24 protein-coding genes and 2 riboswitches are annotated in these 22,561 nt (G+C 74.1%); of the genes, 9 read left to right on the top strand and 15 right to left on the bottom strand.

Annotated features, from left to right (window positions below; all coding sequences use genetic code 11):
• Positions 1-29: 29 nt before the first annotated feature.
• Genes EEW87_RS14090 through EEW87_RS14080 form a run of 3 tightly spaced genes read right to left on the bottom strand, consistent with a single transcriptional unit; the run spans position 30 to position 2,946 of the window.
• A complete protein-coding gene (locus EEW87_RS14090; RefSeq protein ID WP_123092449.1) occupies positions 30-1,091 on the bottom strand; it encodes an ABC transporter substrate-binding protein in 1,062 nt (353 codons plus the stop codon).
• Entirely contained in the window at positions 1,088-1,891 is an 804-nt protein-coding gene (locus EEW87_RS14085) for an ABC transporter ATP-binding protein (RefSeq protein ID WP_123092450.1), read from the bottom strand. The genes EEW87_RS14090 and EEW87_RS14085 overlap by 4 nt, the downstream gene beginning before the upstream one ends.
• Positions 1,888-2,946, bottom strand: coding sequence for a FecCD family ABC transporter permease (locus EEW87_RS14080; RefSeq protein WP_240341611.1), 1,059 nt, complete (start codon positions 2,944-2,946; stop codon positions 1,888-1,890). Before EEW87_RS14080 ends, EEW87_RS14085 begins: the two co-directional genes overlap by 4 nt.
• A gap of 43 nt (positions 2,947-2,989) precedes the next feature.
• Positions 2,990-3,167, bottom strand: a riboswitch (cobalamin riboswitch).
• 57 nt (positions 3,168-3,224) lie between these two features.
• Here EEW87_RS14080 and ilvA point away from each other — a divergent pair.
• The 4 genes from ilvA (at position 3,225) to EEW87_RS14060 (ending at position 7,311) form a co-directional block, all read left to right on the top strand.
• On the top strand, positions 3,225-4,487 hold the full coding sequence (gene ilvA / locus EEW87_RS14075; protein WP_123092451.1) for a threonine ammonia-lyase IlvA: 1,263 nt from the start codon (positions 3,225-3,227) through the stop codon (positions 4,485-4,487).
• Positions 4,488-4,550: 63 nt separating this feature from the next.
• Positions 4,551-4,832: a metal-sensitive transcriptional regulator gene (locus EEW87_RS14070; RefSeq protein ID WP_068271984.1), complete on the top strand. Its 282-nt coding sequence runs from the start codon at positions 4,551-4,553 to the stop codon at positions 4,830-4,832.
• 44 nt (positions 4,833-4,876) lie between these two features.
• On the top strand, positions 4,877-5,098 hold the full coding sequence (locus EEW87_RS14065; RefSeq protein WP_123092452.1) for a heavy-metal-associated domain-containing protein: 222 nt from the start codon (positions 4,877-4,879) through the stop codon (positions 5,096-5,098).
• Positions 5,095-7,311 carry a heavy metal translocating P-type ATPase gene (locus EEW87_RS14060; protein WP_123092453.1) on the top strand — a complete coding sequence of 739 codons (2,217 nt, stop codon included), beginning with the start codon at positions 5,095-5,097 and terminating at the stop codon, positions 7,309-7,311. Before EEW87_RS14065 ends, EEW87_RS14060 begins: the two co-directional genes overlap by 4 nt.
• Positions 7,312-7,407: 96 nt before the next feature.
• On the opposite strand, the gene EEW87_RS14055 is transcribed toward EEW87_RS14060, so the two are convergent.
• Together EEW87_RS14055 and EEW87_RS14050 are read right to left on the bottom strand one after the other, a co-directional pair.
• On the bottom strand, positions 7,408-8,043 hold the full coding sequence (locus EEW87_RS14055; RefSeq protein WP_068271975.1) for a VOC family protein: 636 nt from the start codon (positions 8,041-8,043) through the stop codon (positions 7,408-7,410).
• A 70-nt stretch (positions 8,044-8,113) separates the two neighbouring features.
• Positions 8,114-8,914, bottom strand: a complete 801-nt coding sequence (locus EEW87_RS14050) for an RNA methyltransferase (protein WP_123092454.1) — start codon at positions 8,912-8,914, stop codon at positions 8,114-8,116.
• Between the two features lie 30 nt (positions 8,915-8,944).
• On the opposite strand from EEW87_RS14050, the gene EEW87_RS14045 reads away from it, so the two are divergent.
• Positions 8,945-9,673, top strand: a complete 729-nt coding sequence (locus EEW87_RS14045) for a phosphatase PAP2 family protein (RefSeq protein ID WP_163562463.1) — start codon at positions 8,945-8,947, stop codon at positions 9,671-9,673.
• Here EEW87_RS14045 and EEW87_RS14040 read toward each other — a convergent pair.
• Both EEW87_RS14040 and EEW87_RS14035 read right to left on the bottom strand, forming a co-directional pair.
• On the bottom strand, positions 9,655-10,521 hold the full coding sequence (locus tag EEW87_RS14040) for a DUF1206 domain-containing protein (RefSeq protein WP_240341610.1): 867 nt from the start codon (positions 10,519-10,521) through the stop codon (positions 9,655-9,657). The two genes, EEW87_RS14045 and EEW87_RS14040, sit on opposite strands and share 19 nt — an antisense overlap.
• The gene (locus EEW87_RS14035; protein WP_123092586.1) at positions 10,518-11,303 is read right to left on the bottom strand and encodes an HAD family hydrolase; all 786 of its coding nucleotides are present in this window, start codon (positions 11,301-11,303) and stop codon (positions 10,518-10,520) included. Before EEW87_RS14035 ends, EEW87_RS14040 begins: the two co-directional genes overlap by 4 nt.
• A gap of 102 nt (positions 11,304-11,405) precedes the next feature.
• Positions 11,406-11,536: riboswitch (FMN riboswitch) on the top strand.
• An 87-nt stretch (positions 11,537-11,623) separates the two neighbouring features.
• Between EEW87_RS14035 and ribD the strand changes: the two genes are divergently transcribed.
• The 4 genes from ribD to ribH are packed head-to-tail and all read left to right on the top strand — an operon-like array spanning position 11,624 to position 15,040.
• Positions 11,624-12,679 carry a bifunctional diaminohydroxyphosphoribosylaminopyrimidine deaminase/5-amino-6-(5-phosphoribosylamino)uracil reductase RibD gene (ribD, locus tag EEW87_RS14030; RefSeq protein WP_123092456.1) on the top strand — a complete coding sequence of 352 codons (1,056 nt, stop codon included), beginning with the start codon at positions 11,624-11,626 and terminating at the stop codon, positions 12,677-12,679.
• Positions 12,679-13,308 (top strand): riboflavin synthase, encoded by a 630-nt coding sequence (locus EEW87_RS14025; protein ID WP_123092457.1) that lies wholly within the window; start codon positions 12,679-12,681, stop codon positions 13,306-13,308. Before ribD ends, EEW87_RS14025 begins: the two co-directional genes overlap by 1 nt.
• On the top strand, positions 13,305-14,576 hold the full coding sequence (gene ribB, locus EEW87_RS14020; protein WP_123092458.1) for a 3,4-dihydroxy-2-butanone-4-phosphate synthase: 1,272 nt from the start codon (positions 13,305-13,307) through the stop codon (positions 14,574-14,576). Before EEW87_RS14025 ends, ribB begins: the two co-directional genes overlap by 4 nt.
• Positions 14,573-15,040 carry a 6,7-dimethyl-8-ribityllumazine synthase gene (gene ribH / locus EEW87_RS14015; protein ID WP_123092459.1) on the top strand — a complete coding sequence of 156 codons (468 nt, stop codon included), beginning with the start codon at positions 14,573-14,575 and terminating at the stop codon, positions 15,038-15,040. The genes ribB and ribH overlap by 4 nt, the downstream gene beginning before the upstream one ends.
• Positions 15,041-15,165: 125 nt before the next feature.
• Here ribH and EEW87_RS14010 read toward each other — a convergent pair whose 3' ends face one another.
• The 8 genes from EEW87_RS14010 to EEW87_RS13975 form a co-directional block, all read right to left on the bottom strand.
• Positions 15,166-16,044 carry a siderophore-interacting protein gene (locus EEW87_RS14010; protein WP_123092460.1) on the bottom strand — a complete coding sequence of 293 codons (879 nt, stop codon included), beginning with the start codon at positions 16,042-16,044 and terminating at the stop codon, positions 15,166-15,168.
• Positions 16,041-16,904 carry an ABC transporter ATP-binding protein gene (locus EEW87_RS14005; protein ID WP_068271951.1) on the bottom strand — a complete coding sequence of 288 codons (864 nt, stop codon included), beginning with the start codon at positions 16,902-16,904 and terminating at the stop codon, positions 16,041-16,043. Before EEW87_RS14005 ends, EEW87_RS14010 begins: the two co-directional genes overlap by 4 nt.
• Positions 16,901-17,941 carry a FecCD family ABC transporter permease gene (locus tag EEW87_RS14000; RefSeq protein WP_123092461.1) on the bottom strand — a complete coding sequence of 347 codons (1,041 nt, stop codon included), beginning with the start codon at positions 17,939-17,941 and terminating at the stop codon, positions 16,901-16,903. The genes EEW87_RS14005 and EEW87_RS14000 overlap by 4 nt, the downstream gene beginning before the upstream one ends.
• Positions 17,938-18,930: a FecCD family ABC transporter permease gene (locus EEW87_RS13995; protein WP_123092462.1), complete on the bottom strand. Its 993-nt coding sequence runs from the start codon at positions 18,928-18,930 to the stop codon at positions 17,938-17,940. The genes EEW87_RS14000 and EEW87_RS13995 overlap by 4 nt, the downstream gene beginning before the upstream one ends.
• Entirely contained in the window at positions 18,927-19,979 is a 1,053-nt protein-coding gene (locus EEW87_RS13990; protein WP_123092463.1) for an ABC transporter substrate-binding protein, read from the bottom strand. Before EEW87_RS13990 ends, EEW87_RS13995 begins: the two co-directional genes overlap by 4 nt.
• A gap of 150 nt (positions 19,980-20,129) precedes the next feature.
• Positions 20,130-20,687, bottom strand: a complete 558-nt coding sequence (gene pyrE / locus EEW87_RS13985; protein ID WP_123092464.1) for an orotate phosphoribosyltransferase — start codon at positions 20,685-20,687, stop codon at positions 20,130-20,132.
• 177 nt (positions 20,688-20,864) lie between these two features.
• Positions 20,865-21,632: an SDR family NAD(P)-dependent oxidoreductase gene (locus EEW87_RS13980; protein WP_123092465.1), complete on the bottom strand. Its 768-nt coding sequence runs from the start codon at positions 21,630-21,632 to the stop codon at positions 20,865-20,867.
• Entirely contained in the window at positions 21,629-22,381 is a 753-nt protein-coding gene (locus tag EEW87_RS13975) for a dienelactone hydrolase family protein (RefSeq protein WP_123092466.1), read from the bottom strand. The genes EEW87_RS13980 and EEW87_RS13975 overlap by 4 nt, the downstream gene beginning before the upstream one ends.
• Positions 22,382-22,561: the final 180 nt, after the last annotated feature.

Raw genomic sequence — 22,561 nt, 5'->3', positions numbered from 1 at the left:
GACCACGTGGTCACGGGGCGTCGGTCGCGTCACGGCTCGAGGTCGTGCTCGGGGGTGATCCCGCTCGCCGGCACGAGGTCGTGCTCCTCGAGCTCGGCGCGCAGCGCCTCCGCCGCGTCGATGTTGAGCGGGCTGCTCGTCCACGCCGGGATCGGCAGGTTGAGGAAGCGCTCCTCGCGCACCGCGGGGAGGTCCTTCGTCGCCGGGTTGGTCCGCAGCACCTCGACCTTCTGCTCGAAGGTCTGCCCGTCGTAGTCGACGAAGGCGATGAAGTCCGGCGACGAGCGCACGAGCCGCTCCCACGACACCGTCGTCCACGTGTCGTCGACGTCGGCCGTGGCGTTCTTCGCCCCCGCTGCCTCGATGATCGCCTGCGGCCCGCCGAAGGCTCCTGAGGTGAAGATCTCCTTCGTGCCCGAGTCGAAGAGGAAGACCGTGGGGCGCTCGGCCGCCTGGGGCGCCGCCTCCAGCGCCTCACGGCGGCGCGTGATGTCGGCGTCGACCTCGGCCGCCTCGTCGACGTGCCCGGTGATCGCCCCGACCGCCTCGATGTCGGCCGACAGGGCCTCCCACGGCGGCATCGTGCCGCGCGCGCCGTCCTCCTGCCGGCAGCTCTCCGACAGCACGTACGGCGCGATCCCCCGGCCGCTCAGCAGCTCGGGCGTGAGCCGGCGCTCCTCGGTGTAGCCGTAGCTCCACCCGGCGAGCATGACGTCGGGCCGCTGGGCGAGGACGTTCTCCATCGTCGGCTGGTCGCGGGTGGCGACGGGGATGCCGTCGACGACGTCGGACCCGTAGACCCGCGAGAGGGCCTGCGCCGTGTCCGTCGTGCCGCTCGCCCCGGCGACCTGGTCCTGTGCCCCGACGGCGAGCACCATCGCGAGCAGGTTGCCGTCGCCGGCGACGTACATCCGCTGCGCGGGCGAGGGGAAGCGCACGTCCTCACCGCACGTCGACACCGTCACCTCGCCGGCGCCGGCCGCGCTGCTGCGGGCCGTCGACGTCGCGGATCCGCACCCGACGAGGAGAGAGCCGAGCAGGACGGCGGCGGACAGGGCCTGGGCGGCTCGGGCGGGGCGAAGGGGGGTCACAGGACTGCCTCTCGAGGAGCGGGCACCGGCGGGGCGCCGGCACCGAGGACGAGGTGGACCCGGCCGGTGACCGGGTCGGTGAGATGGCGGGCGCCGACGTCGAAGACGTCGCGCACGAGCTCGGGGGTGAGGACGTCGCGGGGACGCCCCAGGGCGTGGACGGCGCCGTCGTGGAGCACGGCGACGGCGTCGAAGTGGGCGGCCGCGAGCGAGAGGTCGTGGACCGCGGCGACGACCGTGCACCCCAGGCGACGTACCGTCTGGAGCAGCTGGTCCTGGTGGTGCACGTCGAGGTGGTTGGTCGGCTCGTCGAGGACGAGCAGGTCGCACCCCTGGGCGATGCCGCGGGCGAGCATCACCCGGCGCCGCTCGCCCCCGGAGAGGTGCTGGCACGGGCGGTCGACCTTCGCGGCCATGCCGACATGACGCAGCGCCTCGAGCACGAGCTCGCGCTCGGAGCGCTCGTCGACGGCCCACGGCGGTCGGTGCGGTGTGCGCCCCATCGCGACCATCTCGCCGACGAGGAGGTCCTCGGGAGGACCGTCCTCCTGCGCGACGTAGGCCACCCGGGTGGCCCGCCGTCGCGACGACAGGCGCGCGAGGTCGACCCCGTCCACGTGCACCGTGCCGGCGGCCGGGGGTCGCAGGCCGACGAGCGACCTGATGAGGGTGGACTTGCCGCTGCCGTTGCGGCCGACGAGGGCCAGCATCGACCCGGGCGGCACGTCGAGGTCGACACCGGAGACGATCGTGCGCCCACCGATCTCGACGGCGAGCCCGGTCGTGGACAGGTGGGTCATCCGGCGCCCCCCGAGTACGAGTAGTGCCGTCTGCCGAGCAGGACGAGGAAGATCGGCGCCCCGACGAGACCGGTGACGACGCTCAGCGGGATCTCCTGCGGGCGCACGACGGTCCGCGCCGCGACGTCGACCCAGAGCAGGAAGAGCGCGCCGCCGGCGGCTGCGACCGGCAGCACGTAGCGGTGCCGCGCGCCGACGAGGATGCGGGCGATGTGCGGGACGACGAGCCCGACGAAGCCGATGCCGCCGGAGACGGCGACGAGCACCCCCACGAGGACCGAGACGAGGACGAAGAGGGCGAGCCGCAGCTCTCGGACCGGGACGCCCAGACCGCCCGCGACGTCGGGTCCGGCAGCCAGCGCGTCGAGCCAGCGGTGCAGCGCGAGGAGGACGACGCCGGACACGACGACGACGAGCAGGGGCGGGAGCACCTGCTGCCACACCGACCCGGAGAGGCTGCCGAGCAGCCAGAAGAGCACGGACTGCGTCGCCCGCGGGTCTGCGCTGAGGAAGACGAGCAGGCTCGAGACGGAGGAGAAGGCCGCCGACATGACGACACCGGTGAGCACGAGGCGAAGGGGGGTGATCCCGCCCTGGGCCAGGGAGATGCCGAGGACGAGGGCGGTCGCGACGAGAGCCCCGCCGAGCGCGCCGAGCGAGAGCGCCCACACCCCGAGCCCGGCGAGCGCACCGAGGAGGATGACGAGGGTGGCACCGACACCGGCCCCGGCCGAGACCCCGAGGAGGTAGGGGTCGGCGAGCGGGTTGCGCACGAGCGTCTGCATGCACGCTCCGGCGACCGCCAGGCCGGCACCGACGACCATCGCCATGACGGCGCGCGGTGCGCGCAGCTCCCACACGATGGTGTCGAGGGCGGGGTCCGGGCCCGCCGCGCCGACGACCCGGGCGCGCAGGACGTCGACGACCCCGTGCAGCGGCAGCGGCTCGGAGCCCAGACCGAGCGAGACGACGCCGCTGACGACGGTGAGGACGAGCAGGACGAGCAGCAGCGGCATGACGGGCAGCCGCCGGCCGCCGGGGCGGTCGTGGGACACGGGGGTCTCCAGGTGCGTCGGGGGCCCGGATCGCGAGGCCCTGTCGGGGTCCAGCGAGTCAGCAGGTCTTCGGACTCGGGGTCGTCCCGACGGGGTCCCTTCCCAGGCCTCGTGGCCCAGTGGATCTCACCCCGTCAGTCACCCATACCGCTGCGCGACAGCTCCGGACTCTCACCGGATTCCCTCTGCACTGGTGTGCGTCTGACTCGGTGCCGACACTACGCGACGCAGCGCGGACCTCGCAGCACGGCGCCGGCGACGAGGTCTAGCCTGCGAGCGTGAGCTCTCCGATCCGCGCGGAGGACGTCGAGGCGGCCGCGGTCCTGCTGCACGACCTCCTCGACCCCACCCCGCTCCAGCCCTCCGCCCGGCACAGCACCGCCACCGGCGCGCACGTGCTCCTCAAGCGCGAGGACCTCCAGCCGGTGCGCAGCTACAAGCTCCGCGGCGCCTACACCCTCATCGCGCGCCTCTCCCCCGAGCAACGGGCGAAGGGGGTCGTCGCGGCCTCCGCGGGCAACCATGCCCAGGGCGTCGCGTACGCCTGCGCCCGCCTCGGCGTGCAGGCCCGGATCTACCTGCCGCGCACCACCCCCCGCCAGAAGCGCGACCGCGTCGCCGCCCTCGGTGGCGAGCACGTCGAGGTCGTCGTCGGCGGCGACGTCTACGACGACGCGGCGGCCTCCGCCCTTCGTCATGCCCGCGAGAGCGGGGCGACGGTCGTGCCCGCCTTCGACCACGTCGACACGATGGCCGGTCAGGGCACGGTCGCCCGCGAGGTCGTCGAGCAGCTCGGCAGGGCCCCCGACGTCGTCCTCGTCCCCGTCGGCGGGGGCGGGCTGCTCGGCGGGATGGCGACGTGGTTCGCCGAGCACCACCCCGCGACGAGGGTCGTCGGCATCGAGCCCTCCGGGGCGGCGTCGATGTCGGCCGCGCTCGAGGCGGGCCGCCCGGTCGCGATCGGTGACGTCGACCCCTTCGTCGACGGCGCCGCGGTGCGCGAGGTCGGCGCGCTCACCTACGCAGCCGTCTCGGCCACGGACGCGCCGGTGCACTCCATCGCCGAGGGCGCGGTCGCCGTCGAGATGCTCGCGCTCTACCAGACCGAGGGCATCGTCACCGAGCCCGCGGGGTCGCTGGCCACCGCGGCCCTCGCCGCGATCGACCTCGACGAGCTCGGGATCGCACCGGGCAGCACGGTCGTCGCCGTCGTCTCCGGGGGCAACAACGACGTCTCGCGCTACGCCGAGGTCGTCGAGAAGGCGCTCGTGCACCAGGGGCGCAAGCACTACTTCCTCGTCGACTTCCCGCAGGAGCCCGGCGCGCTGCGCCGCTTCCTCGACGAGGTCCTCGGGCCCGACGACGACATCGCGCTCTTCGAGTACGTCAAGCGCAGCAACCGCGAGACCGGGCCGGCCCTCGTCGGCGTCGAGCTCGGTGCCCCGGAGGACCTCGACCCCCTCCTGCGCCGGATGGAGGCCTCGCCGGTGCGCATCGAGCGCATCCGCCCCTCGAGCCCGCTCTTCCGCTTCATCCAGTAACTGCCTGGGGCTTGTCCTTCATACCCCTTGGGGGTATCTTCGAGGGGACGAAGGGAGACCGCCGTGGCCGGATACGCCGCCGACAAGGACGCCTACCTCAAGCGTCTCAAGCGGATCGAGGGGCAGGTGCGCGGCATCGCCCGCATGGTCGACGACGACGAGTACTGCATCGACATCCTCACCCAGGTGAGCGCCGCGACGAAGGCGCTGCAGGCCGTGAGCCTCGGCCTGCTCGAGGACCACGTCGGGCACTGCGTCGTCGACGCCGCCCGCGAGAGCGACGAGGCCGCCCAGGAGAAGGTGCGCGAGGCCAGCGCGGCGATCGCGCGCCTCGTGCGCTCCTGACGCCCCTCCCCCAGACCACCCACCATCGACGAAGGAGCACCACCATGAGCGAGCAGACCACCATCTACGTCGACGGCATGACTTGCGAGAACTGCGTCCGGCACGTGTCCGAGGAGCTCGGCGAGATCTCCGGGGTCTCGGCCGTGGCCGTCGAGCTCGTCGCCGGCGGCACCTCGCCGGTCACGCTCACGAGCGAGGGGCCCGTCAGCCCGCAGGACATCGCCGCCGCGGTCGACGAGGCCGGGTACACGGTCGCCCCGCGATGAGCACCACCCACCCCACCGACGCCGACCCCTCGACCGCGGACGCCGCCGACGTCCACGAGGTCGACCTGGCCATCACCGGCATGACGTGCGCGTCGTGCGTCGCCCGCGTCGAGAAGCGCCTGGGCCGTCTCGACGGCGTGAGCGCGAGCGTCAACCTCGCGACCGAGCGTGCGCACGTCACCTACCCGGGGCACGTCACCCACGACGAGATCGTCGGGGCCGTCGAGGCGAGCGGCTACGGCGCGACCGTCCTCGACCCCGGCACTCGGCTCGCGCCGCCGGAGCACACCCACGTGCGCGAGGACGACCTGCGCCGACGCCTGCTCGTCGCCGGGCCGCTCGCGCTCGTCGTCGTCCTGCTCGCCATGGGCCCGTGGACCTTCGCCGCCAACCCGTGGCTGCAGCTCGTCCTCACCGCCCCCGTCGTCGTGTGGTGCGCCTGGCCCTTCCACCGTGCGGCGGTCGCGGCCGCCCGGCACCGCACCTCGACGATGGACACGCTCGTCAGCCTCGGCGTCACCGCCGCCTTCGTGTGGTCGAGCGTCGCGCTCGTCGTCGGCCCCGGCCACCACCCCCGCGAGGAGGGGCACTACTACTTCGAGACGGCAGCGGTGGTCACCGCCTTCCTCCTCCTCGGCCGGTGGCTCGAGTCGCGGGCCAAGGCGCAGGGCCGCTCCGCGCTCACCGCTCTCATGGACCTCGGGGCCAAGGAGGTCGCCGTCCAGCGCATCTCGGCGACCACCCGCGCGACGACCGAGGTCGTCATCCCCGTCGACGACCTGCGCGTCGGCGACCACTTCGTCGTGCGACCCGGTGAGAAGGTCGCGACCGACGGCGTCGTCGTCGACGGCGTCTCGGCCATCGACACCTCGGTCGTCACCGGCGAGTCCGTGCCCGTCGACGTCGAGGCGGGCAGCACGGTCGACGCGGGGACGATCAACACCTCGGGCCGGCTCGTCGTCGAGGCGACGGCAGTCGGCGCGCACACGACGCTCGCCGCGATCACCCGGCTCGTCGAGCAGGCCCAGACCGGCAAGGCCGACGTCCAGCGTCTCGCCGACCGGGTCTCCGCGGTCTTCGTGCCCGTCGTGCTCGCCCTCGCGCTGCTCACCTTCGTCGGCTGGTGGATCGGGTCTGGCAGCGCGACGACGGCGATCGGCGTCGCCATCACCGTGCTCATCATCGCCTGCCCCTGCGCGCTCGGCCTCGCCACGCCGACCGCCCTGCTCGTCGGCACCTCGCGCGGTGCGCAGAAGGGCATCCTCATCAAGGGCCCGCAGGTCCTCGAGGACACCCGCAGCATCGACACCGTCGTCATGGACAAGACGGGCACGATCACGACCGGCCGGACCCGGCTCACCGGTCTGGCCGCCGAGCCCGGGCTGCACCCCTTCGCCGCTCTCGTCGCTGCCGCCGCCGTCGAGCGCGGCAGCGAGCACCCGGTCGCCCGGGCGGTCGTCGCGCGCGCCGAGGAGAAGGGGCTGAAGATCCCCGACGCCCGCGACTTCGTCGCGCTGCCCGGCTCCGGTGCCCGCGCCGTCGTCGGGGGCACCGAGGTGACCGTCGGCCTGCCCGAGCTCTTCGACGAGGTGCCCGCCGAGCTCGCGACCCTCGACCGGCCGGGGACCACCGTCTTCGTCGGGTGGGACGGCCGCGCCCGCGGTGCGCTCACCGTCGCCGACGACGTGCGCGAGACCTCCGCCCAGGCGGTGCGCGACCTGCGGGCCGCCGGGCTCGAGGCCTGGCTGCTCAGCGGCGACACCGAGATCAACGCGCGAGCGGTCGCGGCGAAGGTCGGCATCGAGCCCGAGCACGTCGTCGCCGGCGTCAAGCCGCACGAGAAGCACGCCCGCATCGCCGAGCTGCAGGAGTCCGGCCGGGTCGTCGCGATGGTCGGCGACGGCGTCAACGACGCCGCCGCCCTCGTGCAGGCCGACCTCGGCATGGCGATGGGCGCGGGCACGGACGTCGCCATGGAGTCCGCCGACATCGTCCTCGTGCGTGACGACCTCGCCTCCGTGCCCGAGGCGATGGCGCTGTCGGCACGCACGCTGCAGGTCATCAAGCAGAACCTCGTGTGGGCCTTCGGCTACAACACGCTCGCGATCCCGCTCGCCATGGCCGGCCTGCTCAACCCGATGATCGCGGGCGCGGCGATGGCCTTCAGCTCGGTGTGCGTCGTCCTCAGCAGCCTGCGGCTGCGCCGGGCGTAGCGCTCGCCCCGGGCATGACGAAGGGGGAGGGACCGGGTGACCCGGTCCCTCCCCCTTCGTCGTGCGACCTGGCAGCAGGTCGTCGCGGGTGATGCCTCAGATGGTGACGGTGCCCTTGGGGGTGCTCAGGGTGACCGAGAGCAGACCCGGCTGGCCGTGGGGGGCGACGAACTCGAAGGTGATGACCGACGAGGTCTCGGTGGCGGGCAGGCCCAGCCAGTCGTGGACCCGCTCGGGGTCGCCCGCGACCATGAGCGACTCGATGACGACGTCGCTGTGGTTGTCGGCGCTCGGGTGGTCCGAGCCCTCGTCCCACTTGATGAAGAAGGGCAGCTGCGGGTCCGACATCAGGCCCTTGACGCCGATCTGGCGCCAGCTGAACTCGCGCCCGTCGGGCATGCGGCGCGACCCGGGGACCGACTCGCGCTCGAGGCGCTGCTCGACGACGCCGAGGTCGTCGACCGCGACGACCCAGCCCATCCAGCCGCCGCCCTGCTCGGAGCGGGCGCGCACGGCCTGGCCGAAGGGGGCCTTGTCGGCGCTCGGGTGGTCGAGGACCTCGACGACCTCGATGTAGCGCTCGTGGGCCAGCGGCAGGATCATGTTGCGCGTGCCGAAGCGAGGATGGATGCCGCCGTCGAGCGGTTCCACCCCGATGGCCTCCGCGAGGCGCTTGGCGGTGGCCTGCAGCCCTGCAGGCTCTGCGGCGAAAGAGACGTGGTCGACGCGCATAGGGGCATCGTGGCACGGGGTGCGTCTCACGACGTAATCGACCCCCGACGAGCGGTCGCGTACCGACCGGTCACCGCGTACGCTGCCGCACCGCCTCGTAGAGGACGACCGCGGCGGAGGTCGAGACGTTGAGCGAGTTCGCCCGGCCGACCATGGGGATCCGCACGCGGTGGGTCGAGGCGGCGAGCGCCTCGTCGGTGAGCCCGTACTTCTCCGAGCCGACGGCGACCGCGACGCCCCCGGTGTAGTCGACGTCGGTGTGCACGACGTCGGTGTCCGGCGTCGTCGCGACGACGGCCACGCCGTGCCCGGTCAGACGGGCCCAGGCCTGGGCGCGGGTCGTCGAGACGACCGGCACCGAGAAGACCGTGCCCTTGCTCCCCCGGATGACGTTGGGGTTGCCCCAGTCCGTGACGCAGTCGGCGGCGATGACGAGGTCGACGCCCGCGGCGTCGGCCGTGCGCAGCATCGCGCCGAGGTTGCCCGGCTTCTCCACCCCTTCGACGAGCAGGACGAAGGGGGACTCCCCCAGCTCGACGTCGTCCCAGGACAGCCCGGGGGCGGGCACCTTCGCGAGGACGCCGTCCGGCCCCTCGCGGTAGGAGACCTTGTCGAAGGCGGTCCGCGAGAGCTCGACGACCTCCGCGCCGGCGGCACGGGCCGCCTCGACGGCACCCGGTCCGGCCTCGTGCATGAGCTCGGGGCAGTGGTAGACGGCGAAGGGGGTCACCCCCGCCTCGAGCGCGAGGAGGAGCTCCTCGGTGCCCTCGAGCAGGGTCGTGCCGCTCTCGTCGCGAGCCCGCCGACGGCGCAGCGCGACGAGCTCCTTGAGGCGCGGGTTGGACGGGGAGGTGATGTGCAGATCAGCCATGGCCCACCCAGGATGCCGCACACTGGGCCGATGCCCGGCCAGCTGGAGGACACGTCGACGTCGCAGCACCTCGAGCCCACGAGGCCCGAGCCCGGGCGGCTGCTCCTCGCGCTGGTCGTCATGGCGGCGGCGATGCTCGTCACCGCCTTCGTCGGACGTCAGGTCGTCCTCGCGTCGAGCTCGGTCCGCCGCAGCGACGCCTCGGTCATCGACGCGACGACCGGGTACGCGCTGGAGCGGCCCGGGCTCGTCGACGCCCTGCTGCTGTGGGCCCATCTCACCGAGCCGTGGGTGCTCTTCCTCGTCCTCGCCCTGCTCGCGGGGGTGCTGCACTGGCGCGGTCTCGTCCGGCGCCGCGCCCTGTGGGTCGTGCCCGTGGGGCTTGTCGGCTGGGGGCTGTCGATCACGTGCAAGTACATCGTCGGGCGCCCGCGCCCGGTGCCGCCGGAGGCGATCACCGTCGCCGACGGCTACAGCTATCCCTCCGGCCACGCGACGGGCAGCACGATCGCGATGATCCTGCTCGTCGTCCTGCTGTGGCCCCTCGCGCGCCGCACGTGGACGCGCACGGTGCTCGTCGTGGCCGCGGCGACCCTCGTCGTGCTCACCTGCCTCGACCGCGTCTACCTCGGGGTCCACTACCCGACAGACGTCGTCGCCGGGGTGCTCGTCGGGAGCGCGATGACCGCCGCCGCGCTGACGATCGGTCTGCGGCCCCGGCCGGGGCCGACCGCCCCGCCTCAGTCCAACCGGGCGTAGCGCGCGCGGGCGATGCAGTAGATGCCGAAGGCGATGATGCCCAGCGCCATCGCGGTGAGCAGGTAGGGGCCGTACTCGGCGCCCTTGACCGCCTTGAGCGCCCCGTCGAGGCCCTGGGCCTCGTCGGCGTCGTGCTGCCAGGCGGCGACGACGAAGAAGATGCCGACGAGGGCGAGGACGGCCCCCTTCGCCGGGTAGCCGATGGTGCCGGCGGTCACCGCCCACACCCCCGGGTGACGGGTGAGGTCCTTCATGAAGCGCTGGCGTACGCCCTTCTGGACGTAGTACGCACCGACCGCGACGACGACGAGGCCGACCGCGGCGACGAGCCACTGACCGGCGGGCTGGCGCATGAGGGTCTGGGTGAGGCTCTGCGTCTGGTCCTCGCTCGAGCCGGACTGTCCCGACCCGGTGGCGAAGCGGAAGGCCGACCACGCGATGGCGAGGTAGACGACCCCCTTCGCGCCCGACTTGGCGCGCTCCGAGGCGCCGCCGTCGCCCGGCGAGGGCGCGACGACCTCGGCGAGGTACCACAGGCCGAGCGCCGTGCCGCCGACGACGAAGACCCACAGGAGCAGGGCCCCGAGGGGCTGGCCGGCGAGCGCCGCGAGAGCCCCGGACTGGTCGGCCTGCTCCCCGCCGCCCGCGCCCCAGGCGAGCTGGAGGGCGATGCCTGCGATGACGAGGTGGAGCACGCCGTTGACGGCGTGACCGACCCGGGCGAGGGCGATGACGACGGGGTGCGAGCTCGCGTCGTCGACGGCGTCGACCGCGTCGTCGACGGCCTCGTCGGCGGCGTCGGCCGCCCGGCTCGAGGCGCGGCGGGGACGGTGCTCGGACGGGCTCACAGCAGGCTCCTCAGGACGGGGACGAGCCCGTCGTCGTCGACGACTCCGGTGACCTCGTCGGCCACATCCTGCACCTCGGCGGGTGCGTTGCCCATCGCGACGCCCCGGGCGGCCCAGCGCAGCATCTCGACGTCGTTGCGCTGGTCGCCGACGGCGACGGTCAGACCCGGCTCGACGTGGAGGCGGCGGCGCACGATCTCCAGCGCCGACCCCTTCGAGACGCCCTCGGGGTTGATGTCGAGCCAGGCCGAGAAGCCGACCGAGTAGGCGACGCCGTGCAGACCGGCGCGGTCGACGGCCTCGGCGAACTCCTCGCTCGTCGCCTCCGGCATCCGCAGGGTGACACGGGTGGTCGGGTGCGCGATGAGCTCCTCCCACGGCACGACCGTCTGCTCGCCGACGAGCTCGTCGGCCGGGTAGGGGGCGCTGAGCCGGAAGCCGACGCCGAGGTCCTCGACCGCGACGAGCGCATCGGGCAGGACGGGACGCAGGCGGGTGAGGACCGGGGCGGGGTCGAAGGTGACGACGTCGTCCTCGTCGAGCGTCCAGCCCTGCGGTGCGCGGGGGTCCAGACGGACCGTCACCGCGCCGTTGGAGCAGACCGTCCACCCCTTCGTCAGGCCGAGCGCGTCGAGGATCGGGGTCGTCGCGACGATGCCGCGACCGGTGGCGACGACGACGTGGTGACCGGCAGCGAGGACTGCCTGCACCGCCTCGCGGACGGCGGGGCGCAGGACCCCCTCGTGCGTGATCGTCGTGCCGTCGAGGTCGAGGCAGATCATGTGCGCGTCCACGCCCGCAACCTATCCGCCGTGAGGCCGCTCACCGCCCTCGGGCGTGGACACGTCTCGACCGGCCCGCCCGGCGGGGGCTACCGTGGAGGCGTACGTGCTCCGGGGTCGGTGCAATTCCGAGCCGGCGGTGACAGTCCGCGACCCGCTCGCAGCCAGCGAGCGGTTGACGAGGTGAGATTCCTCGACCGACGGTGAAAGTCCGGATGGGAGGCAGCACGTGGTGGCGGGTGCGCTGTGCGCACCCGTGGCCTGCGCACCCTCGCGCGACCCCCCGGAGCCTGGAGACGGCGACGGCAGGAGGACCCAGGGTGACCGGGCCTGATGATGACGAGCGGTGGGTGCGGCGCGCCCTCGAGCTGGCGCAGCGCGGCCCCGCCGTCGACCCCAACCCCCAGGTCGGCGCGGTCCTCGTGGCCGACGGGCCCGACGGCCCGCAGGTGGTCGGCGAGGGCTGGCACCACGGCGCGGGCACCGCGCACGCCGAGGTCGTCGCGCTCGACGCCGCCGGCGAGCGGGCACGGGGCGCGACCGCCTACGTGAGCCTCGAGCCGTGCGCGCACACCGGCCGGACCGGGCCGTGCACCGAGGCGCTGCTGGCGGCCGGGGTCGCGCGGGTCGTCCACGCGAGCAGCGACCCGGGGGCCGGGTCCGGCGGCGGGGCGCAGGTGCTGCGCGACGCCGGGGTCGAGGTCCGCGGCGGTGTGCTCGCCGACGAGGCCGACGCGCTCGTGCGCGACTGGCGCTTCGCGATCGTGCACGGCCGCCCCCGCGTCACGTGGAAGTACGCGTCGACCCTCGACGGTCGCGTGGCCGCCGCCGACGGCACGAGCCGGTGGATCACCGGGCGGGAGGCCCGGGTCGACGTCGGCCGGGCCCGGGCGCAGCACGGCGCCGTCCTCGTCGGCGTCGGCACCGTGCTCGCCGACGACCCCCAGCTCACCGCGCGCGACGCCGACGGCGAGCTCCTCCCCCGGCAGCCGCTGCGGGTCGTGCTCGGGCACCGTCTCGTCCCCCGCGGCGCGCGGGTGCTCGACGGCGACGCCCCGACCCTGCACCTGCCGACCCATGACGTGCGGGCGGCCCTGGCCGAGCTGCACGCCCGGGGCGTGCGCTCGGTGTGGCTCGAGGGCGGGCCGACCGTCGCCGCGGCCTTCTGGCGCGCGGGCTGCGTGGACGACGTCATCGCCTACCTCGCCCCCGCGCTGCTCGGCGCCGGCCCGTCCGCGCTCGGCGATCTCGGCGTCACGACCATCACCCAGGCACGTCGTCTGCGCACCGAGGGCGTGCGCCTCGTCGGCGACGACGTGCGCATCGACCTGAGCGTCGGCACCGCCGACCCGGACCAGCACCACGAGGAGGACTGATGTTCACCGGCATCATCGAGGAGGTCGGGACCGTGCTCGCCGTCGAGCACGAGCAGCCCGGTGACGGGGGCGAGGCCGACGTCGGCAGCGCCCGGATGACGATCGAGGGCCCGGGCGTGCTCCTCGACGCCCGTCCCGGGTGCTCCATCGCCGTCGGCGGGGTGTGCCTCACCGTCGTCGAGCACGACGGCGAGCGCTTCACCGCCGACGTCATGGGCGAGACCCTGCGCTGGACCACCCTCGGCGGGCTCGCCCCGGGCGACCCGGTCAACCTCGAGCGCGCGCTGCGCGCCGACGGCCGGCTCGACGGGCACGTCGTCCAGGGCCACGTCGACGGCGTCGGCGAGGTCGTCGCGCGCACCGTGCACGAGCGCTGGGAGGTGCTCGAGGTGAGCGTGCCCGAGGAGCTGCGCCCCCACCTCGTGCGCAAGGGCTCGGTCGCCGTCGACGGCACCTCGCTCACCGTGAGCGGGCTGACCGACGCGGGCTTCGAGGTCTCGCTCATCCCGACGACGCTCGCGGAGACGACGCTGGGCCGGCGGGCGGTCGGCGACCGGGTCAACCTCGAGACCGACGTGCTCGCGAAGTACGTCGCCGGGCTGCTCGGCGACCGCCAGGCCGCGTCATGAGCGGCTTCGCGACGATCCCCGACGCCCTCGAGGCCCTGCGCGCCGGGCGCCCGGTGCTCGTGCTCGACGACGCCGACCGCGAGGACGAGGGCGACGTCGTCCTCGCCGCGCAGACGGCGACCGCCGAGTGGCTCGCGTGGACCATCCGGTACACGTCGGGCTACATCTGCGCGCCGATGACCGAGGAGCGCGCCGACCGGCTCGAGCTGCCGCTCATGGTGACGCGCAACGAGGACTCGCTGCGCACGGCCTACACGATCACCGTCGACGCCGCGGCCCAGGTGACGACCGGCATCAGCGCCGCCGACCGCACCCGCACCCTCCACGTGCTCGCCGACCCCACGGCCACCCCCGGCGACCTCGTGCGCCCGGGGCACGTCGTCCCCCTTCGCGCCCGTGACGGAGGCGTCCTCGTGCGCCGTGGCCACACCGAGGCGACGGTCGACCTGTGCCGGCTCGCCGGTCTCGAGCCGGTCGGCGCCATCGGCGAGCTCACGGCCGACGACGGGACGATGCTGCGCACCCCTGACGTGCTCACGCTCGGGGCGGCACACGACCTGCCGGTCGTCACCATCGCCGACCTCGTCGCGTGGCGCCGCCTGCACGACCGGGTCGAGCGGGTGACGACGACGACCCTGCCCACCCGGCACGGCCGGCTCGTCGCCCACGGCTACCGCGACCTCGTCACCGGCGCCGAGCACGTCGCGCTCACGCGGCCGGGCGGGTCGCGGGTCCGGGTGCACTCCGAGTGCCTCACCGGCGACGCCTTCGGCTCACGGCGCTGCGACTGCGGGCCCCAGCTCGACGCCGCGCTCGCCGAGGTCGCCGAGCACGGCGGTGCCGTCGTCTACCTGCGCGGGCACGAGGGACGCGGCGTCGGCCTGCTCGACAAGCTGCGCGCCTACGCCGAGCAGGACGCCGGGGCCGACACCGTCGAGGCGCAGATCGCGCTCGGGCTGCCCGTCGACGCGCGTGAGTACGGCGCCGCCGTCGCGGTGCTCCACGACCTCGGGCTCACCGACGTCGAGCTCATGACGAACAACCCGGCGAAGGTCGAGGCGCTCCAGCGCGGCGAGATCGCCGTGCGGCGCGTGCCGATCCACGTCGGCGAGGGCCCGGACAACGCCGGGTACCTCGCGACGAAGCGGGACCGGCTCGGGCACACCGGGCCGCCCACGGGCGCGGCGCCCGTCGCGGCTGCGTCGGCCGACCCCACCACCCCCACCGCACCGAGCACCCCCACGACGACGAGCAGGAGACCCGCATGAGCGGCCACGGAGCACCGAGCAGCACCACCTGCGACGCGAGCGGCCTGCGTGCCGTCGTCGTCGCCGCGAGCTGGCACGAGGAGGTCATGGACGGGCTGATCGACGGGGCTCGCCGGGGCGCCGCCGACTGCGGTCTGCCCGAGATCGAGGTCGTCCGGGTGCCGGGGACCTTCGAGCTGCCGGTCGCCACGGCGCGGCTGGCGCAGGACCACGACGCGGTCGTGGCGCTCGGGGTCGTCGTGCGCGGTGGCACGCCCCACTTCGAGTACGTGTGCCAGGCCGCGACGGTCGGGCTCACCGAGGTGAGCGTGCGCACCGGGGTGCCCGTCGGCTTCGGCGTGCTCACGTGCGACACCGACGAGCAGGCGCTCGACCGCGCGGGCCTGCCGGGGTCGAGCGAGGACAAGGGCTACGAGGCGGTGACCGCCGCGCTCGCGACGGCCGTCACGCTCGCCGCGCGCTGATCCCCCTTCGCGCCCCCACCCCGCTACGCCTCCGCCTACGGCGCAGTACTGGTCGCGATCACGACCACTACTGCGCCGTAGCTCGCGGTAGAGGAGGCACGAAGGGGGGCCGAGCCGGCCCGGGGTCAGGGGCGGGCGGCTCCGAGCTTCCAGTAGCCGCTGAAGAGGACGCGGCGTCGCTCGGCGCCGAGCTCCTTGACGAGGTGGCGACGCAGGCAGGTGACGAGACCCGACTCGCCGCACAGCCAGGCGTAGTCGAGGTCGAGGGTGTCGCGGGCGTGCTCGCCACGGATCGCCTCGAGGACGACGGTGCCGGGGGCCGCCTCGCCGCGCGCGTGCACGTGGACCCCCGCGGGGACACCCATGGCGGTCGCCGTCTCGGCGTCGGGCACCTCGACGTGGATGCGGACCTCGCCGGTCAGCCCCCGTGCGGCTCGGTCGTCGAGGATCGCGAGCAGGGCCGGGATCGCCGTCTCGTCGGCGACGAGCAGCTGGGGCCCGGCGACGTCGTCACCGCGGTAGAGGGCACCACCCGAGCGCAGGCCGGCCGGGTCGCCGACGGTCGCCCGACGCACCCAGGAGGACCCGGGGCCCGAGTCGCCGTGGGTCACGACGTCGACGTCGATCTCGCCGAGCTCGGGGCGGTGGGCGCGGATCGTGTACCAGCGCAGGTCGGGGCGGACGTCCTCGTCGATGTCGGCGACGGCGGCCCGGCAGTCGCGGCGCTCTGGGTCGGGCATGACGAGCGGGACGCCCCGGCGCGGCATGAGCAGCCCGAAGTACTCGTCGGCACCCACCCGCTCGAAGTGGCGCAGGTCCTCGGAGGTGAAGGTCAGGCGCCGCACCGACGCGCTGAGGTCGACGACCCGGCTCACCGTCATCTCGAGCTGCTCGTGGCCGTCGCGGTCACGGGTCGGGGCCATCGCCGAGCCGTAGGCCTTCGAGGCGCCCTCGAGCAGGGCGTCGCGGACCTTCGCGCCGGCCTTGGTGACGATCGCGGTCATGAGATCTCCTGGTCCTTCGCGGTCGGGGTCGGCATGCCGCGCGGGAGCACGACGGGGGTCCCCGTGTCGGGGTCGGTGAGGATGCGGCAGCGGATGTCGAAGACGCTCGAGACGAGCTCTTCGGTGACGACCTCGACCGGCGAGCCCTGCGCCACGACCTCGCCGTCGCGCATGGCGACGACGTGGTCGGCGTAGCGGGCGGCCATCGCGAGGTCGTGCAGGACCATGACGCACGTCGTGCCGCGCTCGGCGTTGAGCCGGCGCACGAGCTCGAGCACCTCGACCTGGTGGGCGATGTCGAGGAAGGACGTCGGCTCGTCGAGCAGGAGGATGCCCGGCTGCTGCGCGAGCGCGAGGGCGATCCACACGCGCTGGCGCTGGCCGCCGCTCAGCTCGTCGACCGCACGGTCGGCGAGCGAGAGGGTGTCGGTGAGCTCGAGGGCCTCGGCGACGATCGCGTCGTCCTGCGGGCCGGGGCGGCGCAGCAGCGAGTGGTGGGGGTGCCGGCCGTGGGCGACGAGCTCGGCGACGCTCAGTCCCTCCGGGGCCAGCGGCGCCTGCGGCAGCAGCCCGATGCGGCGCGCCACCTCCTTCGTCGGGATCGAGGAGATGTCCTCACCGTCGAGCACGACCTGGCCCGCGCTCGGGGCGAGCAGACGCACGAGTCCGCGCAGCAGGGTCGACTTGCCGCAGCCGTTGGGGCCGACGATGGCGCTCACCCGGCCGTCGGGCACTGACAGGTCGAGGCCCTGCACCACGGTGCGGTCGCGGTAGCCCAGGCTCACCCCTTCGGCACGCAGACGAGAGGCGGTCGGGGCCGCCTGCTCGGTCGTGATCGGTCGCGCAGCGGTCACCGTCATCTCAGCTCCACTCGGGATCGGGTGGCGATGAGCCACAGGAGGAAGGGCGCACCGGCCAGACCGGTGACGACGCCCACGGGCAGGTTCGCGCCGCCGGGCACGAGGTAGGCGGCGACGTAGTCGGCGACGATCGTCATGAGCGCGCCGACGAGGGCGATGTCGACGAGCCGGGTGCGGCCGCCGTGCAGCCGCCGCCCGATCGGCCCGGCGAGCAGGGCGACGAAGGCGATCGGCCCGCAGATCGCGCACGTCGTCGCGACGAGCAGCACGATGCACAGGAGGGCCAGGGCGCGGCGGCGGGCCACGGGAACGCCGAGCCCGGCGGCGAGGTCGTCGCCGAGCATGACGACGCGCAGCTCGCGGTGGAGCACCAGCACGGTGGGCAGCAGCACCGTGACGACGGCGGCGAGACGGCCGATGTCGGTCCACGTGCCCTGGGCCACAGACCCGGACAGCCAGGACATCGCCTCGGTGAGGCGGTAGATGTCGGCCTTGAGCAGCACCCAGTGGGTGAGCGCGACGAGGAGGGCGGCGCAGCCGACGCCGACGACGATGACCGCCTGCTCTCCCCCCTTCGCCCCCCGCCCGAGGACGAGGAGGAGGGCGGTGACGACGACCGCCCCGGCGAAGCCTGCGGCGCTGACCGCCCCGCCCTGCCAGCCGAGGACCACGAGCGCGAAGAGGGCGCCGGTCGACGCGCCGCCGCTCACGCCGAGGATGTCGGGGCTCGCGAGGGGGTTGCGCACGAGGTCCTGCATGAGCGCGCCCGCCACGGCGAGGGCGCCGCCGGCGAGGAGGGCGAGGACCGCGCGCGGCAGCTTCGACTCCATGACGATGAAGGACGCGCCGGGGATGCTCTCGCCGCCGATGATGCGCAGCGTGTCGGGGATCGTCACCGTGTAGTCGCCGAGGGTGACGCGCACGACGAAGGCGGCGACGACGAGGACGAGGAGCACGAGGGTGCGACGCAGCGCGCGCCGCGAGCGCGAGCGGCGGACCTGACGGACCTGCTCGGCGGAGGCGAGGGTGGTGCTCATCCGCGCACCGCCCGGCGGGCGACGATGATGAGCGCCGGGGCGCCGATGACCGCGGTCATCACGCCGACCTGGACCTCCGAGGGCGGGCTGACGACCCGGCCGAGGCTGTCGGCGAGCAGGAGCAGGCTCGGGCCGAGCAGCAGCGAGCCGAGGAGCACCCGCCGGTTGTCCGAGCCGCCGAGCAGGCGCACGACGTGCGGCACGGCGAGCCCGACGAAGGCGATGGGGCCGGCGAGCGCGCACGCGGTGGCGGTGAGCAGGAGCGCGCCGACCAGGGCCGAGCCGCGGGCGAGGAGCACCCGCTGGCCGAGCGCCCGGGCGACGTCGTCGCCGAGGGCCATGGTGTTGAGGGTGCGGCCCGAGGCGAGCGTCAGCACGAGACCGACGAGGAGGAAGGGCAGGACCTGCACGATGATCGAGGCGTCCTTGCCGGCGACCGAGCCCACCTGCCAGTAGCGGAAGACGTCGAGCGCCCCGTCGTCGCTGACGAGCAGCCCGACCATGATGCTCGAGGTCGCCGCGAGGATCGCGGCGCCGGCGAGCGCGGTCGTCATCGGCTGGCGCTGCACGGGCACGCTGAGGGTGATGAGGTGCACGACGAGACCGGTGATGACGACGCCCACGAGCGCGGTCCACAGGTAGTCGACGACGTCGCTCAGCAGGCCCAGCCGGATGCCGATGACGACGAGCAGGGCGGCGCCGGAGTTGAGCCCGAGGATGCCTGGCTCGGCGATGGGGTTGCGGGTCAGGCCCTGCAGGACGACGCCGGCCAGGGCGATGCACGCCCCGACGACGACGGCGATGAGCGTGCGGTCGACCCGGGCGGCGACGATGCCGCTCGCGAGGTCGTCACCGGCGCCGCGCAGGGCGCCGAGCACGGCGGCCGGGGAGATCCCCTGGGAGCCGACGAGCAGCGAGAGCGCCGCCGTCGCGGCGAGCAGCACGAGGCCGCTCGCCGCGACGACGGTCGTCTTCGCGGACGAGGTCACGACGCGGGCTTGCCCTCGGCCGCGGACGCGAGCTTGGGCAGGAAGTCCTCGAGCGCGACCGGCAGCGACAGCGGGGTCGGCGAGGACATCGACAGCGCCGTGGCGTTGTCGGCGGAGCCGACGTAGTGGTCGTCCTTGAGGGCCGGGATCTTGCCGAGCAGCGGGTCCTTCTTGAGCTTCTCGACCTGGCCGTCCTCCTCGACGTAGAAGACGACGAGGTCGGCGTCGACGTCCGTCGAGCGCTCCGAGGACAGCTCGAAGCTGAAGGCGCCGTCCTTGCTCCCCTTCGTCACGAAGTCGGGCTCGGTCATGCCGAAGCGCTCGAGCATCTGCGGGCGCAGGTCGGTGCTGGCGTAGACGCCGATCGTCGACAGGTCGGTCGGGGTGAACCAGATCCAGGCGGCGGACTTGCCCTTGAGCTCGGGGTACTTCGCAACGGCCTCGTCGATGTCGGCGTTGAGGTCGTCGGTGATCTGCGTCGCCTTGTCCTCCTGGCCGAGGGCCTTGCCGACGAGCTCGACCGAGTCCTCCCACGAGGTGCCCCACGGGGCGCCCGGGTAGGCGACGGTCGGGGCGATCTTCGTCAGCTTGTCGTACTCGTCCTGCGACATCCCGGAGTTGACGCCGAGGACGAGGTCGGGGGCGAGCTTGGCGATCTCGTCGACGGGGACGCCGTCCGCGTCGTCGTAGCGCACGATCTCGGCGTCGGGGTCGATCTCGTCGACGGCGGCGTCGAACCAGTCGGTCGACTTGTCCTTGTTGCCGCCCCAGGTGATGGCCGGCGCGCCGACGGGCACGACGCCGAAGGAGGCGACGACGTCCTGGTCGGACCAGCCGACGGTCGCGATCTTCGTCGGGGCCTTCTCGATCGTCGTCTCGCCGAGGGCGTGCTCGATGGTCACGGGGAAGGCGTCGGCCGCGGCCGAGGTGCTCGCGCCGGAGCCGGCAGCGGCGGTGTCCTCGCTCGGACCGGTCGAGCAGGCGCCGAGGGCGACGACGGGGGCGAGGGCGACGGCACCGACGAAGGATCGGCGGGAGAGGCGGGTCATGCGAGGTTCCTTCACGGACGACGGGGCGCCGAGGTCAGCGCTGCCTCAGTGAGGCAGGCCTAACTTAGGAGGCCCTAACCCCTCGAGGCAAGTCTCGTCCGTCGATGTTCCGCGGAGCGGGACCGTGCTGGTCCCCGCCGCGCCCCGCCCTCAGGCCAGACCGAGGTCAGCCAGCGAGTAGACGAAGCGGTAGGGCACGCCCGCCTCGTCCTCGATGCGCGCCCCCGCCCCGGTGTCGCGGTCGGCGATCGTCGCGACGGCGACGACCTCGCCGCCGGCCTCGCGCACCGCAGCGACGGCGTCGAGGGGCGAGCCGCCCGTCGTCGTCGTGTCCTCGACGACGAGGACGCGTCGGCCGGCGACCGAGGGACCCTCGATGCGCTGCTGGAGACCGTGCGCCTTGCCCTGCTTGCGCACGACGAAGGCGTCGAGCCGCTCCCCCGCCGCGGCGGCGGCGTGGAGCATCGAGGTGGCGACCGGGTCGGCGCCGAGGGTCAGGCCGCCGACGGCGACGACGTCGAGGTCGGCGACGAGGTCACGCATGACCCGGCCGACGAGCGGGCTGGCCTCGCCGTCGAGGGTGATCCGCCGCAGGTCGACGTAGTAGTCGGCCTCCTTGCCCGAGGAGAGGGTGACCCGTCCGTGGACGATCGCCTTCTCGCGGACGATCTCGAGCAGGCGGGCGCGGTCGGCAGCGATGTCGGTCATGGTCGTCGAGTTTAGGGATCGCGCTCCGGCCGGGTCGCCCGGTCCGCGGCGCCCCTACAAGACCCTGCCAGCAGCCTTTCGACGAGCCAGGACCCTCTCGAAGGGGTCGTGGCTCGTCAAGACCCAGCCAGCAGGGTTTTGTAGGAGGGGTGGCGAAGGGGGATGAGTCCCCCTTCGTCAGCGACCGCCGCGCGGGCTGCGGGTCGTCGCTCGGCGGACGACACCGCGCGGGAGGTGGCGCAGCGCGGTGGCGATCGCCTTGTACTGCGCGCTCGGGACGCTCACGGCGCGGCCGCGCTCGGCGTCGGCGAGCGCCTCGCGCACGAGGTCGGCGGCGTCCAGCCACAACGGCCCGGACCGCGCGCCGTGGTCGATGCCGGCCCGCTCGTGGAACTCGGTGACGACGTAGCCCGGGCACACCGCCGTGGCCGTGACACCGGTCCCGCGCAGCTGCCCCGAGAGCGACTCGGTGAGGGTCGTGACGTACGCCTTGGCCGCGGAGTACGGCCCGCCGGCGAGGTAGCCGGCGACCGACGAGACGTTGATGATCCGCCCGTGCCCGCGGGTGGTCATCGCGCGCGCGGCGGAGTGCGAGAGGACGAGGACCGCGCGGACGAGGACGTCGAGGAGGCGCTCCTCGTCGGCGATCTCGGACTGGGCGAAGGGGGTGGCCAGCCCGTAGCCCGCGTTGTTGACGAGGACGTCGACCGGCCGGTCCGCCTCGCCCAGCCGGTCGGCGACCCGCTGCAGCTGGGCGCGGTCGGACAGGTCCGCGACGAGGACCTCGACGGCGACGCCGTGGCGCTCGCGCAGCTCGCCGGCGACCCGCTCGAGGCGGGCCGCGTCGCGGGCGACGAGGACGAGGTCATCCCCCTTCGCCGCGAGCTGCTCGCAGAACTCGCGCCCGATGCCGGCGGTCGCACCGGTGACGAGAGCGGTGCTCATCGGCCGCCGAGGGTGCGTGCGAAGAGCTCGCGCAGCTCGTCGAAGTGACGCTCGGCGCCGGCCTCCTGGTAGCTGCTCGTGTCGGCCATCGTGAAGCCGTGCGGGGCGTCGGGGTAGACCGCGGTGCGGGCGGACAGGCCGTGCTCGGCGAGCGCGTCGTCGAGACGGGCGACGTCCTCGGGCGGGTTGGCGCCGTCGTTGTCGGCGTGGCCGTAGACGAAGTCGGCGCGTGCACCGGACAGGCGCAGGTGGGGGCTGTCGGGCGCGTCGACGGCGACGCGGGCGCCGTGGAAGCCGGCCGCGGCCGCGACGCCCTGGTCGATGCCGGCGGCGATGGTCGCCAGGCGGGCGCCCATGCAGTAGCCGGTGACGCCGACCGGGCCGTCGGCGACGCCGGGCAGGGCGCGCAGCGCGGCGAGGTAGTGGGGCAGGTCGGCCTCGATGCGCTCGGTCGTCAGCTCGGCGAGGTAGCCCATGGAGATCGGGCCGTAGGCCTTGCGCTCGGCCGGGTCGCGCAGGTCAGCGGTCGGCGTCGTCTGCGCGGCGTTGCCGGAGCGGTAGAAGGTGTTCGGCGCGAGGACGACGTAGCCCCAGGAGGCGATGCGGTCGGCCATGGTCTCGATCTGCTGGCGCAGGCCGATGGCATCCATGCACAGCAGGACACCCGGGTAGCTGCCGTCGGCGTCCGGGCGGGCGACGACGGCCTCCGCGGTGCCGTCGGCGGCGGGGATCTCGATGAGGGGTCGCATGACAGCGACGCTACGGCCTGCGGCGGCCCCTGTCTTCGCTCGAGGGGTCGTGGCCGGTCGAGCCCTCGATGGTCGAGGTGCGAAGGGCGCGCAGCGCCCGAGCCTCGAGACCACTGGAGAGAGGGCGGTGGTCTCGAGGCTCCTTCGTCGCACCTCGACCAGCAACCGGCCCCTTCGTCG

The organism is Janibacter melonis (genome assembly GCF_003721155.3).
GTDB lineage: Bacteria > Actinomycetota > Actinomycetes > Actinomycetales > Dermatophilaceae > Marihabitans > Marihabitans melonis.
Note: the sequence above shows the minus strand (reverse complement) of the source record. Positions and strands in the feature narration are given on the sequence as shown.